The following is a 17718-nucleotide window of genomic DNA, read 5'->3' as shown; positions in this document are numbered from 1 at the left end:
CGGCCGGTCCCGCCCGGGGACCGGCCGGCTCTCGGTACCGGTGGGGTCGCCGCTCAGCGGGCGGCGGGCTCGCGGGTGTTCTCGGCCGTCCCGGCCTCGCCGTGGCCGCCGAGGATCCGCCTGTTGGCGACCAGGATCGCCGTGAGGCTGGTCAACCCGATGCCCGCCACGAGCGCCGACAGCGCGACCGTCGTGCCGAACTCGGCGTAGAGCGTGGTCGCCAGCATCGGGACGATGCCGCCGCCCACGATCGAGCCGACCTGGTAGGACACCGACGAACCGCTGTAGCGCAGCCGGACCGGGAACATCCCGGTGATCAGGGCAGGCTGCGGGCCCGACATGGTGGCGTTCGCCACCGTGGCACCCAGCAGCCCGACGAAGATCCCGGCGACGGTGGCGGTGTCCACGAGCCAGAACATCGGGAACGCCCACAGGACGGTGAGCGCGGCACCGGCGACGAACGTCCGCTTCCGGCCGAACCGGTCCCCGGCGATGCCCGAGGTGAGCACCAGCACGATCCACGGCACGCTGACGGCCACGATGCTCCACAGCATCGTCGTGTTCGGCAGGCCGAGCTGTTCGGTGCCGTAGGAGACCATGTACACCGACACCAGGTAGCCCAGCGCGGGCGCGGCGATCGAGGCGAGGCTACCGATCAGCAGCTGCAGCGGGGTGGTCCGGAACGCCTCCACGATGGGCAGCTTCTCGACCTTGCCGGCCTCCTGCACCTTCTGGAAGTCGTCGCTCTCCTCGATCCGCAGCCGGATCACCAGTCCCACGACGATCAGCGCGGCGCTGATCAGGAACGGGATGCGCCAGCCCCATTCGGCGAAGGCGCCGTCGGCCAGGGTGGAGGTCAGCACGAGGTAGACCAGCTGGGACAGCAGGATCCCGGAGGGCAGGCCGAGCTGGGGGAACGCGCCGTAGAGGGAGCGCTTCTTCGGCGGCGCGTGTTCCACGGCCATGAGCACCGCGCCGGCCCACTCACCGCCGACGCCCACGCCCTGGGCCAGCCGCAGGACGACGAGCAGGATCGGGGCCCACACGCCGATGGTCTCGTAGGTGGGCAGCAGGCCGATCAGGGTCGTGGCGATGCCCATCGTGAGCAGCGAGATGACGAGCATGGACTTGCGACCGACCCGGTCGCCGAAGTGGCCCATCACGACGCCGCCGATGGGGCGGGCGATGAAGCCGACGGCGAACGTGGCCAGGGCGGCCAGTGTCCCGCCGAGGTCGGAGAACTCGGGGAAGAACTGGGTGGAGAACACCAGCGTGGCCGCGATGCCGTAGATGAAGAAGTCGTACCACTCGATGGTGGTGCCGATGTAGCTGGCGAACGCGACCGTGCCCGGTTTCCGGGCCGGCGTGGTGGACGGGTTGGTGGACATCAGGGCTCCTCGTCGAGCGGGTGTCGAGCGGGGTTCGGGGACGTGTCGTGCCCCGCCCCGGTACGGGCGGGGCACGACGGTGGGGGCGGGGTCAGCCGCGTTCCTGCGGGTGGGTGGCGAGTGCCTCGACGGTCACGTCCATCCACTTCCACATGGGCAGCGACGCGAGCGCGTCGTGCAGGGCGGCCGGGTCGTCGGCCTCGTACAGCCCGACGGTGGCGTTGCGGCCGGGGACCCGCCACAGCCGTTTGAGCACGCCCGCGGCGCGCAGCTCACCGGCGCGCACACGCTCGGCGGCCTTGAGCTCGTCCCGGGTGGCGTCCGGGGTGTCGGCGGGCAGCCGGTTCTCGGCGCGGACCAGGAATTCCATCGTCTCCTCCGGACGTCTCAGGCGGCGACGGACAGCAACGTGTCCGCGAGCGCCGCGGGTGCGGTGACCATCGCCTCGTGGCCGGTGGCGACGTGGTGGACCGGCCATCCCCGGTCCGCGGCGCGCTCGGCCTGCGGCCGGAACACCCGCATCCAGTCGGTGCACTCGACGAACACGGCGGGCACCGACGCCGCCGCGGCACCGCAGCGCACGGGTTCGGTGTAGGTCAGCCACGGGTGCGGGGTCAGCCGCGGGGTCAGCCAGTCCAGGTCGGCCTGCTCGGTGACGCCGAGCTTGGCCAGCGACCGCACGGGGATGAGCCAGCCGAACCCGGGGCCGGAGACCGATTCGCGGTAGTGCCCGGCCACCGTCTCCGGCAGCAGGTCGATCGCCGCGTCCCCGTCGTCGGGGACGAACGCGTCCAGGTGGACCCGCGTGCGCAGCCGGTCCGGGACCCGCTCGGCCACACCGGCCACGACCTGCCCGGCGTAGGAGTGCCCGACCAGCACCACGTCGGTGAGGTCGTGCGCCTCGATCAGCGACACCACGTCCTCGGTGTGCGTGCTCAGCCCCACCGACGGGCTCAGCAGGTGGGCACGGTCGCTGACCCCGGTGAGCGTGGGCGCGTACACCTCGTGGCCCGCGGCGCGCAGCGCGGGTGCCACCCGTTGCCACACCCAGCCGCCGTGCCAGGCGCCGTGCAGCAGGACGAAGGTGCTCACGACGACACCTCCCCGTCCACGCCGGGCTCGGCGAACAGCGCCAGCGCGGCGGCGGTGTTCGACGCGGGCACATGGTAGGTGTCGTGCACCCGCCGGATCTCGTCGCTCATCGCGCCGCGCATGATCAGCCACATGATCAGTTCGATGCCCTCGGTGCCCGCGTGGCGCACATAGTCCTCGCGGGTCAGCGCGGCCAGCGCCGCCGGGTCGTGCTGGATCTTCTCCAGGAACCAGCGGTCGAACTCCTCGTTGATCAGCCCGGCGCGGGCGCCCGCGAGCTGGTGCGACATGCCGCCGGTGCCGAACACGGCGACCTTGGTGTCCTGCGGGAACGACCGGATCGCCCGGCCGAGCGCGCGGCCGAACTCCAGGCACCGGGCCGCGGTCGGCTGCGGATACTGGATCACGTTGGTCAGCACCGGAACCACCGCGCACGGCCAGCTGTCCCCGGGGTCCGGGTTGTACACCGACAGCGGGACGGTGAGCCCGTGGTCGACGTCCAGCCGGTGCACCGTCGCGATGTCGAAGTGGTCGTCGAGCAGCTCGCGCACGAGGTGTTCGGACAGCTCCGGGGCGCCCTGCACGGAGGGCACCGGGCGCGGTCCCCACCCCTCGTCGGCCACGTCGTAGGACTCGGCGGTACCGACCGCGAACGTCGGCACCATGTCCAGCCCCAGCGAGTTGGCGTGGTCGTTGTAGATCACCACGGCCACGTCCGGGGTGTGCCCGGCCATCCACTCGCGTGCGGGGGCGTAGCCGTCGAACAGCGGCTTCCAGTAGTCGTCGGCGGTCTTGCCGTGATCCATGGCCGCCCCGATCGACGGCACGTGCGAGGTCGCCAGACCCCAGGTGATGTCAGCCAAACTTCCGTCCTCCGGAGCGCATGGCCTCGGCGAACTCCTCCGCGGACATCCCGGTGAACACGCCACCGAGATGCTGCATCGACTTCTTGTCCACCATGGCCAGTTTGAACACGTAGAAGATCGACCCGCCGAGTTCGAGCATCGCCGTCCAGTCGCGATCCAGGACGGCGCGCTTCTGCTCGTCGGTGAGCCGGTAGGCGTCGCAGTAGGCCTCCTCGTCGGCGAGGAAGCGTTCGCGGTTGTCGGGTTCCATCAGGGATCCGCACATCCGGTTCAGTGCGTATCCCCGCCTGCTCGCCTTCAGGTCGAGCAGGTAGTCGTCGCGGGCGTCGGTCATCGCCCCTCCTTTCCGTCCACAGCGGACACCGGTGCGGCGGCACCGCCGCGGTCCGCCTCGTGCGCCCACGCGGCCTCGACCGTCTGCGCGAGCAGCGTGGCGATCGTCATCGGCCCGACCCCGCCGGGGACCGGGGTGATCGCCGAGGCCCGCTCGGCGGCACCGTCGAAGTCGACGTCGCCGGTGTTGTCGGCGTAGCCCGCGTCCACCACGACGGCGCCGGGTTTGATCCACTCGCCGCGGACGAGGCCGGGACGCCCGACGGCCGCGACCACGAGGTCGGCGGCCCGCACGTGCCCGGTGAGTCCGTCGGTGCGGGAGTGGCAGTAGGTCACGGTCGCGTCCCGGCCGAGCAGCAGCATGCCGAGCGGGCGGCCGAGGATCGCGCTGCGGCCCAGGATCACGGCGTGCTTCCCGGCGAGCGGGATGTCGTAGGCGTCGAGCAGCCGCAGGATCCCGCCCGGGGTCGCCGAGGGGTAGCCGCCCTCGTGGAACGCGGTCCGCGCGAACGAGGCCCGGGTGACGCCGTCGACGTCCTTGGCCGGGGTGATCGCCTCGAACGCGGCCCGCTCGTCGAGGTGCTCCGGCACCGGGTGTTGCAGCAGGATGCCGTCCACCCCGGGGTCGTCGGACAGCTCGGTGACGCGGCGCACGAGTTCGGCGGTGTCGACCGTGGCGTCCAGCTCCACCCGGCGCGAGGTGATCCCCACCTTCGCGCACCGGTTCGCCTTCATCCGCACGTAGGTGGCCGAGGCCGGGTCGTCGCCGACGAGCACGGTGGCGAGCACGGGGGCGCGGCCGTGGGCGGCGACGAAGGCGGTGACCTCGTCGCGGACCCCGTCCAGGAGGGTGTCGGCCACGGCGCGGCCGTCCAGGAGGCGCGCGGTCACGGTGTCACCCCGAACACCACGGTCGTGTTGCCGTCCCGCAGCACGCGGTCCTCGGCGTGCCAGGCGAGGGCGCGGGCCAGCACCAACCGCTCCACGTCGGCACCCTTGCGCTGCAGGTCCCGCACCGACTCCCGGTGCGAGACGCGGACGACGTCCTGCTCGATGATCGGGCCCTCGTCGAGGTCCTCGGTGACGTAGTGCGCCGTCGCCCCGATCAGCTTCACCCCGCGGTCCTTCGCCTTCTGGTACGGCCCCGCGCCCACGAAGGCGGGCAGGAACGAGTGGTGAATGTTGATCACCGGGACTCCGAGCTCGTCGAGGAACTCGCCGGAGACGACCTGCATGTACCGGGCGAGCACCAGCACGTCGACGTTGCCCTTGAGCAGGTTCAGCTGTTCCTTCTCCGCGGCCTGTTTGTTCCCCTTCTCCACGGGCACGTGGAAGAACGGGATGTCGAACGCGCGGACCTCGTCGCCGAGGTCGGGATGGTTCGACACCACCATCGGGATGGTGATCGGCAGCTCCCCCCGGCGCTGGCGCCAGAGCAGGTCCAGCAGGCAGTGGTCCACCTTGGACACGAAGATCGCCGCGCGCTTGCGTTTGCGGGCCTCGACGAGCCGGAACTCGAGTCCGAGCTCCTCGCCGAGCCGTTGCTCGAGCACCTCGTGCAGCTCCGGCAACCGCGCGGACAGTCCGGGCAGGTGGAACACGCTGCGCTGGAAGAACCGCCCACCCGAGGGGTCGCTGGAGGTCTGATCGAGGGAGACGATGTTGGCGCCGTACTCGGTCAGCGCCCCGGACACGCTCGCCACGATGCCGGGGCGGTCCTCGCCCCGCACGATCAGCCGCCCGTGGTCGGTGTGGTCCGTGTGATCGATGTGGTCGGTCACCGGTGATCCCTCCCCCCGGGAAGCGAGGCCAGCATCCGCTGCCGCCAGGACTCCGTCCCGGCCAGTTCGTTGAAGGTGAACACGTGCAATCCGGTGAGGACGTCGGTGTCGCCGGTCCCGTCGGACCCGCCGTCGTCGGACGCCGCGCGAGCGAGCCGCTTGGCGAGCCGGGTCGGGTCGTAGCCGCCCGGGAGCAGGAACCGCCACAGCATGTTCTGCTGTTTGCGCAGGAACCGGGCCGACTGCCCCAGGCCGATGCCCGCCGAGATCCGCATCAGCTTCTTGCGGTTGACCGGGCCGGGCATACCGACCCGCACGGGCAGGTCGACCCCCTTGTCGGCGAGTCCGCGCGCCCAGGAGACGGTGGTGTCCGCGTCGAAGCAGATCTGGGTCAGCACCCGGGTGGCCCGCGGCGCCTTCTGCTTCAGCGCCAGGTCGAGCGCGTCGGTCGGGATGGTGGCGTGTCCCTCGGGGTAGCCGCCGATCCCGACCTCGGTGAACGGGTGGCCCGCGGCGGCCATCGCCTCCAGCAACGCGTGCGCGTCCTCGAACGCGCCCGCCGGGGTCGGGGCGTCGCCGCCGATGACGAACACCGACCGCACGCCCGCGCGGTCGAGGCGGTCGACGACGTCGGCGACGTGCCCGTCGTCGACGAACTGCCGGGCGGGCAGGTGCGGGGTGACGTCGTAGCCGTGGCCGCGCAGGCGCTCGGTGACCTCCAGGGTGCGCTCGATCCCCTTGGCCTCGGTGACGGTGACGGTCAGCGGCACCTCGGTGGGGACGGTCTCGCGCACGGCCTGCTCGGTCCCGGCGAACGGCATCACCTCGTAGCTGATGTTGCGGACCAGGTCGGCGAGCCGGGCCTGGCGCCCGCGCGTGCCGGTGGCCTCGGACGGAGTGCTCATGCGGCGCCCTTCGTTGGGTCTCGGGTCGGGTGTGGGGACGGGGTCGGGGTGGGTCCGGGCGGGGGTTCAGCGCCGGTAGGACTCGCGGACCGCGCGCACGTACGGCGCGGGCGCCACCGTGGCCCGGATCTCGCGTTGGCGGTGCGGTTCGACGGCGGGTTTGGCCGAGTTCGGCTCCTCCCCCCACAGCAGGCGTACCTCGGTCCCCGGCTCGGCGGCCGCGGCGTCGACGGTGGCCAGTGACACGAACGCCTGTTCGTTGGCGATGTAGCCGGCGTCGAGGGACAGCCCCACATCGGTACCCCCGGCGGCGCCGCCCCCGGCGAGCACCCGGTCGACGTGGAAGAAGGCGTAGCGCGCCTTCGGCAGTTCGAGGTACTTGGCGGGCGTGCCGGGTTCGGCGAGCGAGCGCACCAGGTCGGCGACGTCGTCCGGGTTCCACACCAGCGTCACCTTGTGCCGGTGCGCATTCTCGGCGTGCCGCGCCAGCGCCGCACGGCCGTGGAAGTCGTGGTCGAACCGGACGTTGCGGCCGTACCCCAGGTCGTACGGGGTGAGGTAGTAGTCGGTGATGTCGTCGGTGTGCAGACTGCCGCCGAGGGAGCCGAGCGCGTCGGCGCCCAGCCACTCGCGGTAGCCCTGTTCCTCCGGACCGAACACGGCGGGCACGGCGGTGGGGATCCAGCCGGACTCCAGGTTGGCGGTCGAGTACGCCTTCGCGCCCGCGCGGACGAGGCCGAACCCGGCGCCGACCTCGCGAATCGCGGCGAGCACGTCCGCACCCTCGTCCCACGGCCCGAACAGTTCGAAGCCGGGCCGTCCGGCCATACCGTGCCGCAGCGCCCGGACCCGGTGACCCGCGACGGTGAACTCGGTGGTGTGGAAGAACTTCACGTCGGGCAGCGGCGCGCCGGTCAGCTTCTCCAGCAGGGCGGGGGCGTTCGGGCCCTGGAGTTCGTAGCGGTAGAACCGCGGCGGTCCGGACGGACGGTCGGCCGAGTTGTCGTCCCGGTCGAACGTGACGTCGTAGCCGCCGGCCTCGGCCTGGTACTGCAGCCAGTTCGGCACGGTCGGGTGGCCGACGACGTCGTAGTGCCCCTCGTCGAGGTGGAACAGGATGGCGTCGCCGATGGAGTAGCCGTCGGCGTTGCAGGCCACGTACTGCTTGGCCCGTCCCGGGGCGAAGTTCGCGAAGCTGTTCACGCCGAAGTCGGACAGCAGCCGTGCCGCGTCCGGGCCGGAGACGAACAGGTCGGTCATGTGGTGCGACTGGTCGAGCAGCGCGCACGTCGAGCGCCAGGCGTGCTGTTCGGAGCGCCAGTTGGTGAACTCGGGCGCGACGGGGAACGTGTGCGGCCGGGCGGCGGCATCGCGCAGCAGGGTCACCGACGATCCCACCCGCCGGATCGCGGCCTCGAGGCTCTCGACTGTCATGACGCCTCCTCCCTGGACCCGCGACCGGGGCCCAAGCCTCGCTGCTCGGAAAAGGGAATCGATCCGGGCCGGTACGCGGCCCGTGGGTCAGTGAAACCCACCACCCGCCGTGTCTCGTCCGGCATCGGAACCGAGTTGACCGCGACAAATGACGCAGACACCCGCGGCCGCCCCGCCACCGCCCCCGGAGCGGCCACATTCCAGCCCCGCCCACCGGGACGAATGACGTAGCAGGAACGGGCCGCTGCGACGTCACGTCCGGCCGGCCCGCGCCCATACCGTGCACGGTGGAGCTGCCCGAATCGACAAGGAGGGGACGCCGATGAGCTCGTTGCTCGTCATCAGCGCCCACGCGGGGGACTTCGTCTGGCGTGCCGCCGGCGCGATCGCGCTGGCCACCTCCCGGGGACAACGCGCGAAGGTGCTGTGTCTGTCCTACGGGGAGCGCGGCGAGTCGGCGAAGGCCTGGCGTGAGGGGAAGTCGCTCGACGAGATCAAGGACATCCGGCGCGCGGAGGCCACCGCCGCCGCCGGGGCGCTCGGTGCCGAGATCGAGTTCCTGGACGCGGGCGACTACCCGTTGTTGGAGAGCCCCGAGCTCGTCGACCGGATCGTGCGCGTCTACCGCGACGTCGAGCCGTCGGTGGTGCTCACCCACCCGCAGGCCGACCCGTACAACCAGGACCACCCGGCGGCCTCCCGGATGGCGCTGCAGGCGCGGGTGCTGGCGCAGGCGATCGGCTACGACGCCCCCGGCGAGCCCCTGGGCGCGCCGCCGGTGTTCTTCTTCGAGCCGCACCAGCCGGAGCAGTGCGACTTCAAGCCGGACGTGCTGCTGGACATCAGCCCGGTGTTCGAGGCCAAGCGCGCGGCGATGGAGTGCCTGCCCGCCCAGCAGCACATGTGGGACTACTACACCGACCTGGCCACCCGGCGCGGCGTGCAGCTCAAGCGCAACGCGGGGCCGAATCTCGGCCTGCCGCACGCGACGAAGGCCGAGGCGTACATGCGTCTCTACCCGCAGGTCACCGAGGAGCTGGCGTGACAGGAACCCCCGAGAGCCGCACCGTCGTGGTCACCGACCCGCCGCGTGCCGACCCCGAGCGGGTCGCCACCCTCGCCGGGTACGGCGTGGCCACCGTCCACGAGGCCCTGGGCCGCACCGGCTATCTCGGCCCCGGGATCCGGCCGACGCACCACGGCTACCGCCTCGGCGGCACCGCCGTCACGGTGCTGTGCCGGCCGGGCGACAACCTGATGATCCACGCCGCGGTGGAGCAGTGCTCCCCCGGCGACGTGCTGGTGGTCACCACCACGTCGCCGTCCACCGACGGCGCGTTCGGTGAGCTGTTCGCCACCGCGCTGCAGCGGCGCGGGGTGCGTGGACTGATCACCACCGGCGGCGTCCGGGACATCGCCGACCTGCACGCGATGGACTTCCCGGTGTTCTCCGGCGCGGTCAGCGCGCAGGGCACGGTGAAGGCCACCCCCGGTTCGGTGAACGTGCCCGTCGTCGTCGGCGGGCAGATCGTGCGTCCCGGTGACGCGGTGCTCGGCGACGACGACGGCACGATGGTCGTGCCCCGCCCCGAGGTCGAGCACGCGCTGCGGGCCGCGCAGGCGCGGGTGGACAAGGAGGAGGCCTCCCGCGCCGCGTTCCGCGAGGGCGAACTCGGCCTGGACCGCTACGGCCTCCGGCAGACCCTGGCCGACCTCGGCGTGCGCTACGTCAGCGCCGAGGAATACGGCCTCTGACCCCCGTCGGACCTCCCCCGGCCCCGACCCGATCCCCCCACCGTCAACCACGTCGAAGGAGACGAACGGACCCATGAGCCCGAAGAACCTGCAGGAAGTGCTCGACAACGCGGGCAACACCGTGGACCTGCTGCGCAACTCGCAGCTCGGCGCCTACATCTACCCGGTGGTGCCCTCGGAGTTCAGCAACTTCCGCCGTGAGGTGAAGGCCTGGCAGCAGACCGCGGTGCTGTTCGACCAGACCCACCACATGGTGAACCTGTTCATTTCCGGCCCGGACGCGCTGCGGCTGATCTCCGAGACCGGGATCAACAGCGTGGCGAAGTTCCCGGTGAACTCGGCCAAGCAGTTCATCCCGGTCTCGCCCGAGGGCGGGGTGATCGGCGACGGCATCCTGTTCCGGCTGGACGAGGAGGAGTTCGTCTTCGTCGGCCGCGCGCCGGTGGCGAACTGGCTCACCTTCCGCGCCGAGCAGGGCTACAACGTCGACCTGCGCCGCGACGAGCGTTCCCCGTCCCGCCCGTACGGCAGGCAGGTCACCCGCGACCTGTGGCGGTTCCAGATCCAGGGACCGAACGCCTGGAAGGTCATCGAGAAGGTCAACGGCGGACCCGTCGAGCAGATCCCGTTCTTCCGGATGGGCCACCTCAACGTCGGTGACGAGCGGGTGCGCAGCCTGCGGCACGGCATGGCCGGCGCCCCCGGCCTGGAGATCTGGGGCCCGTACGAGACCTACGAGAAGGTCCGCGACACCATCCTGGAGGCCGGGCAGGAGTTCGGCATCGAGCCGGCCGGTGCCCGCGCCTACTCCTGCAACACGCTGGAGTCGGGCTGGATCCCGTCGCCGCTGCCCGCCGTCTACACCAGCGAGGAGATGCGCGCCTACCGCGAGTGGCTGGGCGCGGACAGCTACGAGGCGATGAACGCGCTGGCCGGCAGCTTCGTCTCGGACCGGATCGAGGACTACTACCTCAACCCGTGGGAGCTCGGCTACGGCCCGTTCGTGAAGTTCGACCACGACTTCGTCGGCCGGGACGCGCTGGAGAAGATCGACCCGTCGACCCAGCGCCGCAAGGTGACCCTGGCGTGGAACGCCGACGACGTCAGCACGCTGCTGTCCTCCCCGGTGCGCCCGGACCAGCCGGACTACCAGTTCTTCGACCTGCCCAACGCCAACTACGGCTCGTCGAACTTCGACTCGGTCGTGGACGCGGACGGCAACCAGGTGGGCCTGTCGCTGTTCACCGGCTACAGCGCCAACGAGCGCGCGGCGCTGTCGCTGGCCACGGTGAACCCGGACGTGCCGCACGGCGCGGAGGTGCGGGTCGTGTGGGGCGAGCCGGGCGGCGGCACCCGCAAGGCCACCGTCGAGCCGCACGAGCAGTTCTCCGTGCGCGCCGTGGTCAGCCCGGCGCCGTACTCGGCGATGGCCCGTGAGGACTACCGCCCGGGCTGGCGCACCAACGCCGCCTGAGCGGGGAAGAGCCACGCCCGGAGACCCCGGGCGGCCGACGACCGGGGGCGGAGCGGAGCCGGACACCGCTCCGCCCCCGGTTTCCATTCCGCGCCGTTACGGCCGGCGTTCACGCGGTGGTTCGACCGGTCCGGCGCCCTGGCCTGCCGCGGTCACCAGTTCCTTCAGTTCCGGGTCCGCATGGATCGCAGCGGTATTGCGCCACTCGGTGATCACTTGGAGCACCGGGGCGGGGTCGCGGTGCGGGTGGCCCGCGGCTTCCCGCGTCCGCGTCAGCTCCACCACGAATGCCTGCGCATCCTCGTGAGGCAGGAACCGCACCCACGGGAACGCCGCCGCCATCGCACCACTCACCCTCCCGCTACCGGAGGGAGAGAGGTCGGGAGAGTTCCCCTCGGGAATCGCGGCCGCCATACGTTCCACGGTATGTCACCCGCCGTCAGGGTCGGGGACGCAGGGTGAGGGGGGCCGACACCGCGCCGACCTCGGGCATCCGGGCGCCCTCGATCTCGCCCGCCAGGGCGAAGTCCGCGGTGCCGTCCAGCAGGGTGCGGAGTGCGACGCGGAGGCCGAGCCGGGCCAGCGGCATGCCCGCGCACCGGTGTCTGCCCCGGCCGAACGCCAGGTGTTCGCGGAGGTTGGGCCTGCCGAGGCGGAACGTGTCCGGCTCGTCGAACACGGTCCCGTCCCGGTTCGCCGAGGCGTACGGCAGGGTGACCGGTTCCCCGACGGGGATGGTGCGGCCGTGCCGGGTCACCGGCTGGGACACGGTCCGGGCGAATCCCCGGTACGGCGTGTACAGCCGCAGGAACTCCTCCAGCGCCTCCGGCAGCAGCTCCGGGTGTGCCCGCAGCCGCTGTTGCAGCGCACGGTCGTCGGAGAGGTGGGCGCAGATCGAGCCGAGCACGATCGGCGGCGCGACCATGCCCACCACCAGCGACTGGCGCAGCGCGCCCACGATCTGTTCGCGCTCCAGCGGGCGCCCGTCGGGCCGTTCGGCCAGCAGGGAGCTGGCCGGGTCCCGTTCCACCGGCAGGGGGTCCCGCTCCCGGTCGGCCACCAGCTCGCGCGCCAGGTCGTACATGCGCTCGCTGTTCCGGTTCACCTCGGCCGGGTCCTGCTCGCGCCAGGCGTTGACCCAGCGGGCCGCGGTGCGGGCCAGGACGGGGGCGACGTCCGGCGACAGGTTCAGCCACTCCACCGTGACCCAGGCGGGGAACCGCGCGCCGTACTCCTGGGCGATGTCGCCGCCGCCCGCCCGCAGCATCGGCTCCAGTTCCCGCCGGGCGTGCGCGGCCAGGGCCGGTTCCAGCCCCTCGACGCGCCGTCGTTGCAGGGTGCGGTCCAGCGCCCGCCGGTACGGCGTGTGCGCGGGGGCGTCGAAGTTCAACGGCGGTCTGCGCAGCCCGCGCGGGTCGCTGGGCACCACCGCCCGCACCGAGGAGAGGAAGGTCGCCGAGTCCTCGGCGGCGGCCCTGATGTCGGCGTAGCGGCTCAGCGTCCAGTGCCCGCCGTAGGCGTCGCTGTACGCCACCGGGCAGCTCCGGCGCAGCCGCGCGTACATCGCGTGCACCTCGTCCGGGTGCGGGTTCCCGGTCGGGTCGGAGTCGCTGCCGGCGGGGGCGGGGTCGCCCCCCGCACCGTCGCCGGTGCGGGGGGCCTGCTCCGGATTCATGCGCCGCGGGCACCTCCCCCGGCGGGGACGAACCGCATCGGCACCGAGTTGGTGCCCCACTCGGCCCACTTCGCCATGACGATCTCCCCGGTGACAGCGAAGTCGTCGGTGCGGGCCAGCGCCTCCTCCAGCGTGGTGGTCAGCATCATCCGCGCCAGCGGCGCCCCGGGGCAGCTGTGCACCCCGGCGCCGAACGAGATGTGCTCGGACAGGTTCGGCCGGTCGAACACGAAGCTCTCCCCGTCGGGGAACACCCGCTCGTCCCGGTTGGCCGAGGTGTACACCAGCGCGATCGGCTCCCCGGCCTTGATCAGCCGCCCGTTGAAGACCACGTCCTCGCGGGCGGTGCGCGCCATCCCCCGGTACGGCCCGTACAGGCGCAGGAACTCCTCCACGGCCGCCGGGATCCGGTCCGGGTTCTCCCGCAGGGTCGTCTGCAGCCCCGGGTCGCGGCTGAGGTGCACGAACATGTTGCCGATGAACACGCTCGGCGCCACCATGCCCGTCACCAGGAGTTGCCGCACACAGCCGAGCACCATGTCCGGCGGCAGCGGCTCGCCCTCGTAGGTCGCCCGGGTCAGCGCGGTGGTGAGGTCGGCCTCCGGGTCCATCGGCTCGGCCCGACGTTGGTCGATCACGTCCTGGGCGATGGCGTAGAGCTTGCCGCTGAGCTTCTTCACCGTCTCGTCGTCCACGGCGATGATCGCGGCGACGTAGGCGGCGCTGATCTCCTTGATCCGGGTGGACAGCTCCCGCGGCAGGTTGAAGAACTCGGCGAACACCAGCGCCGGGAACTTCTGCGCGTAGTCGACGGAGATGTCGCCCGCGCCCGCCTCGAGCAACGGGGTGAGCTGTTCGATTGCCAGGTCCCGCACCGTCGGGTGCAGGGCCCGCATCTTGGTCGGGGTGAAGAACCGGTTGATCACCCGGCGGTAGGCCGTGTGTTCCGGCGGGTCCAGGTGCAGCGGTGGGCGCCTGCCGGTGAAGGCGAACTTCGGCACCGTGTTCTGCACCGAGGTCGTGAACGTGTCCACGTCCCGCAGCACCCGGTTCACGTCGGCGTGCCGGAACAGCGCCCAGAAACCGCCGTCGAAACCCTCGCTGTGCGCGACCGGGCAGTGCGCCCGCATCTCCCGGTAGAGCTCGTGGGCGCTGGTGAAGGTCTCCGGCGCCCGGGGGTCGAAGTCGTCGGTCAGCTCGCGGGTGGCCGTCGCGGGATCCTCCGCGTGGTCGTGGACGCCGTCGTCGGTGCGGTCGTCGGTGGGGTGGGGCGTCATCGGGGTGACCTCCCTGGGGTGGTCCCGGCCGGGGTCATTCCGTGCCGAGCAACTGGGTGATGGCCTTCTCCTGCTCCGCGGAGACGGGTTCCGGACGGGCGAAGCCCTCGGTCAGGTTGGTGCCGTACGGCGATCCCGCGCCCGACTCCTCGGCCAGCAGTGTGCTGCCCTCCTCGGACAGCACGAAGTGCGCGAAGAGCTTCGCCGCGTTCGGGTGTTCGGAGTTCGCGGTCAGCCCGAGGGCGATCTCCGGCCCGGTGGAGGGCCCGGGCACGGTGGTGTCCACAGGGGCGCCGGAGTCCCGCAGGTTGCGCACGATCGCCTCCACACCGGGGTGGCCGAGTACGGCCTCCCCCGCGGCGACCGCCTGGGTACCGGGCACGGCGCTGTTCTGCCAACTCGGCCTGTTCGCCGCGATGGCGCGCAGGAAGTCGTCGCCGTACTCGTCCCGCATCAGCTGCCAGAACGCGAGGTTCGCCGGGGAGGTCGCGGGGTCGGCGATGGCGAGCCTGCCCCGGTACGCCGGGTCGGCGTAGGCCTTCCAGGACGTCGGTGCCTGCGACACGGCGTCGGTGTTGTAGACCATGCTGGTCTGCACGAGGCTGACGATCGGGACGTCACCGTCGCGTTCCAGGTACTCCCCGGGGTAGTCACCGGGATAGTCCGGGATGTCCGCTTCGGAGACCGGGCTGAGCCAGTCCTTGTCCAGCGCGTCGCCGAAGAACGGCGAGTGGGTGAGCAGGATGGCGTCGCTGGCGGGCGCGCCCGAGTCGGCCTCCGAGGAGAACCGCTGGGACAGGTCGGCCGAGACCAGCCGGACCGGCTCGACGTCGACGCCGTAGAGCTCGGTGAACCGGTCGCCGAGCGCCTGCAGCACGGCCTCGTCCGGCACGCCGTACAGCGTGAGCGTGCCTTCCTGCTGAGCGGCCTCGACGAGCTCGCGCAGTTCGGGGTCGGTGACGTTCGCGGTGCCGGACCCGGCGGCGGAGTCCGTGCCGCAGGCGGCGAGTCCGACCGTGAGCGCGATGCCCGCGCCGAGGGCGAGGGCGCGCCGGGTGAGGGAGTGCCGGGTGCGCAAGTGCATTGTCGTTACCTCCACGACGGTGTGGATTCGAGGCGCATCAGGTCGTCGCCGACGAGGACGGTGCCGTCGAACCGGGCGCGGACCGGGGTGAGCCACTGCCGTTCGGACACGCCCCTGCCGGGGACCTGATGACTGAGGACGAGCGTGCCGACCCCGGCGTCGGTGGCGACGCGCCCGAGGTCGTACACGCTGGTGTGGGAGCGGAGCAGGTGCCGCCGCAGCGCCGGCCATCGGGTGTTGCCCGACGCGGCACCGGGGCGGAGGAAGTCCGGGTGCAGGACCTCGTGGATCAGCACCTCGGCGTCGCGGGCGAGCTCGACCAGCGACGCGCACGGGGCGGTGTCGCCGGAGACGACGACGGCGGTTCCGGCGTCGTCGGTGACCCGGTATCCGAGCGCGGGCATCGGAGGGTGGTACACCGGTGCCGCCGTGACGGTCAGCGACCCGACGGTGAACGGCCCGGCCGACGCCGCAGTGCCGGTCCGCGGTGGGGTGTCCACGGAGATCTCCCGGACCCGCACCAGGTCCCGCAGGTCGCTGCGGCCCTCGTCGCGCACGCGGGTGGCGATGTCCTCCGCGTGCGCGGCGAGCAGGTCGCCGACGATCCGGCCGAGCGGCGGCGGCCCGGACACGGTGATCGGTCGCTGTCCTCCGCTGACCCAGTAACCCATCAGCACGTTGCCGAGCGCGACGTTGTGGTCGCAGTGGTGGTGGGTGACGAACACGGCGTCCAGCTCGGACAGGTCCCGGCCGGAGCGCAGGATCTGCGCCACCACCCCTTCGCCCGCGTCGATCAGCACGGTGGTGCCGTCGTGCTCGACGAGCTGGCCGGGGCCGCACCGGTCGGCGAGCAGTCGCGGCCCGCCCTTCGCACCCAACAGCACGGTCCGCATCAGACGCCCCCGACCCTGGTGTCCACACCCCGGCGGGCGGCACGCCTGCTGTAGGCGAGCACCGCGGCCAGGACCAGCCCGGTGACCAGCACCAGCACCGTGGACAGCGACGCCAGCAGCGCGTACGACCCGCTGGTGAACACCTCGAGGATGCGGAAGCCCACCACCGGGTTGCCGGTGCCGGCGAGGATCGCCGACGCGGTCAGGTCACCGACCATCCGGATGAACAGCAGCGCCCAGCCCGCGACGAGTCCCGGCATCATCAGCGGCAGGTACACCAGTCGGAAGGTGCGGAACGCGTTCGCACCGGAGACCGCCGACGCCTCGGGCAGTTCCCGGCCCACCCCGCTGACCGCCGCGTCGGCGGCCACCGACGCCTGCGGCAGGTAGAGCGCCAGGTAGCCGACGAGCAGGATGACCAGCGTGCCGGACAGCATGAACGGGGCGCCGCCGAACAGCAGCAGGATGCCGACCGCGATGACCATGTTGGACACCGCAGCGGGCAGTTTGATGCCCGCGTCGATCGTGGTGGCCAGCCGGGTGCGGCGGCGCGCCACGTACAGCGCCACGACCGCGGCACCGAGGATGCCGATCAGCCCGCCGACGACGCCGAGCACGAGACTGTTGCCCAGCGCCTCGCGGGTGACGGGGTCGTCCAGGACCGCGTCCCGCAGCGCCGTCAGGCTCAGCTCGCCCCAGCCGATGTCCGGGGTCCAGTAGCCGTTCAGCGAGACCAGCACCAGCGCCAGCATCGGCAGCACCGTGGACAGCAGCACGTACCCGGCGATCAGCGCCCGCGCGGGCCATTTCCAGACGCCGAGGTCGATGCGGCGGGCGCCGCCGCCCTTGCCGCCGACGGTCGCGTGCCGACCGCGCCGCAGGATGCGCAGCTGCAGCCAGTAGGCCAGGCCGACGAAGACGATGACGAACCCGCTCAACCCGACCGCGACCTCGGTGTCCGGCGGGTAGGTGAACGTCAGCAGTTCGACGATCCGCACCGACAGCACCTCGATGTCGGCGGGGGTGCCGACGATGGCGGGCAGGGAGAACATGCCCATGCCGAACCATATGCTCAGCAGCGCGCCCGCGCCCAGGCTGGGCGCGACCACCGGCAGCGTCACCGTGCGGAGGGTGCGCAGGGTGCGGGCACCGGACAACCGGGAGACCTCCTCCAGCGAGGAGTCGAGGTTGCGCAGGCCCGCGGAGGCGTTCATGAACACGAACGGCACGGCGTAGAACGCGTAGACCATGATCAGGCCGTACCAGCTGTGGATGTCGAACGGCCCGGATTCGGCGGAGATCCCGAAGACCGCGAGCACATCCCGGATCCAGCTGTTGAGCAGCCCGGCGCGGGGGGACAGCAGCATCACCCAGCCGACCGCGCCCGCCACGGGCGGCAACAGGAACGGCAGCAGCGGCAGCGAGTCGGTCAACGGCCCCATGCGGGCGTTGGTGCGTTCGTTCAACCACGCCAGGCCGACCCCCACCACGAACGCGACCGCGGTGCTGGCCAGCACGATCAGGACGGTGTTGCGCAGCAGGTCGCCGAGTCCGGGGGTCTCCAGCGTGCGGCGGATCGGGGCGAGGGTGGGGCCGCCGTCGACCCAGAACATGCCCAGGACCACCCGGCCGAGCGGCACCAGCACGACGGCGATCAGCAGCAGCGCGACCCCCAGGCTGACCGCGTCGAACGGCCGGGGCAGGCGGGAGCGCAGACCCCGGCGGGTGGGCGGTCCCTGCCCGCCCGGGTCCGGGGTGTCC

At 72.0% G+C, this 17718-nt stretch carries 18 protein-coding genes; 3 read left to right on the top strand and 15 right to left on the bottom strand.

Annotated features, from left to right (window positions below; genetic code table 11):
- Window positions 1-53: 53 nt before the first annotated feature.
- The 9 genes from ACTIR_RS22175 to ACTIR_RS0107225 all read right to left on the bottom strand — a co-directional run bounded on the left by ACTIR_RS22175 (window position 54) and on the right by ACTIR_RS0107225 (window position 7799).
- Window positions 54-1388 carry an MFS transporter gene (locus ACTIR_RS22175; RefSeq protein WP_084789350.1) on the bottom strand — a complete coding sequence of 445 codons (1335 nt, stop codon included), beginning with the start codon at window positions 1386-1388 and terminating at the stop codon, window positions 54-56.
- 91 nt (window positions 1389-1479) lie between these two features.
- Window positions 1480-1758: a muconolactone Delta-isomerase family protein gene (locus ACTIR_RS0107260; protein WP_007024111.1), complete on the bottom strand. Its 279-nt coding sequence runs from the start codon at window positions 1756-1758 to the stop codon at window positions 1480-1482.
- 17 nt (window positions 1759-1775) lie between these two features.
- On the bottom strand, window positions 1776-2480 hold the full coding sequence (locus ACTIR_RS0107255; protein ID WP_026453764.1) for an alpha/beta fold hydrolase: 705 nt from the start codon (window positions 2478-2480) through the stop codon (window positions 1776-1778).
- Window positions 2477-3343, bottom strand: a complete 867-nt coding sequence (locus ACTIR_RS0107250) for a class III extradiol dioxygenase subunit beta (RefSeq protein ID WP_026453763.1) — start codon at window positions 3341-3343, stop codon at window positions 2477-2479. The genes ACTIR_RS0107255 and ACTIR_RS0107250 overlap by 4 nt, the downstream gene beginning before the upstream one ends.
- Window positions 3336-3680, bottom strand: coding sequence for a protocatechuate 4,5-dioxygenase subunit alpha (ligA, locus tag ACTIR_RS0107245; RefSeq protein ID WP_026453762.1), 345 nt, complete (start codon window positions 3678-3680; stop codon window positions 3336-3338). Before ligA ends, ACTIR_RS0107250 begins: the two co-directional genes overlap by 8 nt.
- Window positions 3677-4570 (bottom strand): bifunctional 5,10-methylenetetrahydrofolate dehydrogenase/5,10-methenyltetrahydrofolate cyclohydrolase, encoded by an 894-nt coding sequence (locus tag ACTIR_RS0107240; RefSeq protein ID WP_026453761.1) that lies wholly within the window; start codon window positions 4568-4570, stop codon window positions 3677-3679. The genes ligA and ACTIR_RS0107240 overlap by 4 nt, the downstream gene beginning before the upstream one ends.
- The gene (gene purU / locus ACTIR_RS0107235; RefSeq protein ID WP_026453760.1) at window positions 4567-5460 is read right to left on the bottom strand and encodes a formyltetrahydrofolate deformylase; all 894 of its coding nucleotides are present in this window, start codon (window positions 5458-5460) and stop codon (window positions 4567-4569) included. The genes ACTIR_RS0107240 and purU overlap by 4 nt, the downstream gene beginning before the upstream one ends.
- The gene (locus ACTIR_RS0107230) at window positions 5457-6365 is read right to left on the bottom strand and encodes a methylenetetrahydrofolate reductase (protein WP_026453759.1); all 909 of its coding nucleotides are present in this window, start codon (window positions 6363-6365) and stop codon (window positions 5457-5459) included. Before ACTIR_RS0107230 ends, purU begins: the two co-directional genes overlap by 4 nt.
- Before the next feature lie 66 nt (window positions 6366-6431).
- Entirely contained in the window at window positions 6432-7799 is a 1368-nt protein-coding gene (locus ACTIR_RS0107225; RefSeq protein ID WP_026453758.1) for a glycine cleavage system protein T, read from the bottom strand.
- A gap of 322 nt (window positions 7800-8121) precedes the next feature.
- Here ACTIR_RS0107225 and ACTIR_RS0107220 point away from each other — a divergent pair, with 322 nt between their 5' ends.
- The 3 genes from ACTIR_RS0107220 to ligM all read left to right on the top strand — a co-directional run bounded on the left by ACTIR_RS0107220 (window position 8122) and on the right by ligM (window position 11028).
- Entirely contained in the window at window positions 8122-8844 is a 723-nt protein-coding gene (locus tag ACTIR_RS0107220) for a PIG-L deacetylase family protein (protein ID WP_026453757.1), read from the top strand.
- Window positions 8841-9554, top strand: coding sequence for a 4-carboxy-4-hydroxy-2-oxoadipate aldolase/oxaloacetate decarboxylase (locus ACTIR_RS0107215; protein WP_026453756.1), 714 nt, complete (start codon window positions 8841-8843; stop codon window positions 9552-9554). Before ACTIR_RS0107220 ends, ACTIR_RS0107215 begins: the two co-directional genes overlap by 4 nt.
- Window positions 9555-9627: 73 nt before the next feature.
- On the top strand, window positions 9628-11028 hold the full coding sequence (gene ligM / locus ACTIR_RS0107210) for a vanillate/3-O-methylgallate O-demethylase (RefSeq protein WP_026453755.1): 1401 nt from the start codon (window positions 9628-9630) through the stop codon (window positions 11026-11028).
- Window positions 11029-11124: 96 nt separating this feature from the next.
- Here ligM and ACTIR_RS22170 read toward each other — a convergent pair whose 3' ends face one another.
- The 6 genes from ACTIR_RS22170 to ACTIR_RS22165 form a co-directional block, all read right to left on the bottom strand.
- Window positions 11125-11442: a hypothetical protein gene (locus tag ACTIR_RS22170; protein ID WP_026453754.1), complete on the bottom strand. Its 318-nt coding sequence runs from the start codon at window positions 11440-11442 to the stop codon at window positions 11125-11127.
- Window positions 11443-11467: 25 nt separating this feature from the next.
- A complete protein-coding gene (locus tag ACTIR_RS0107200; protein WP_026453753.1) occupies window positions 11468-12703 on the bottom strand; it encodes a cytochrome P450 in 1236 nt (411 codons plus the stop codon).
- Window positions 12700-13980 carry a cytochrome P450 gene (locus ACTIR_RS0107195; RefSeq protein ID WP_026453752.1) on the bottom strand — a complete coding sequence of 427 codons (1281 nt, stop codon included), beginning with the start codon at window positions 13978-13980 and terminating at the stop codon, window positions 12700-12702. The genes ACTIR_RS0107200 and ACTIR_RS0107195 overlap by 4 nt, the downstream gene beginning before the upstream one ends.
- 34 nt (window positions 13981-14014) lie before the next feature.
- The gene (locus ACTIR_RS0107190; protein WP_026453751.1) at window positions 14015-15064 is read right to left on the bottom strand and encodes an ABC transporter substrate-binding protein; all 1050 of its coding nucleotides are present in this window, start codon (window positions 15062-15064) and stop codon (window positions 14015-14017) included.
- 5 nt (window positions 15065-15069) lie between these two features.
- Window positions 15070-15957: an MBL fold metallo-hydrolase gene (locus tag ACTIR_RS0107185; RefSeq protein WP_026453750.1), complete on the bottom strand. Its 888-nt coding sequence runs from the start codon at window positions 15955-15957 to the stop codon at window positions 15070-15072.
- Window positions 15957-17718 (bottom strand): ABC transporter permease (locus ACTIR_RS22165; RefSeq protein WP_052583756.1); only part of this gene is annotated, 1762 nt, incomplete at its 5' end. The genes ACTIR_RS0107185 and ACTIR_RS22165, both read right to left, overlap by 1 nt.

This window comes from Saccharomonospora iraqiensis subsp. iraqiensis, assembly GCF_000430445.1.
GTDB classification, from domain to species: domain Bacteria; phylum Actinomycetota; class Actinomycetes; order Mycobacteriales; family Pseudonocardiaceae; genus Saccharomonospora; species Saccharomonospora iraqiensis.
This window is presented reverse-complemented; position numbering and strand designations above follow the sequence as displayed.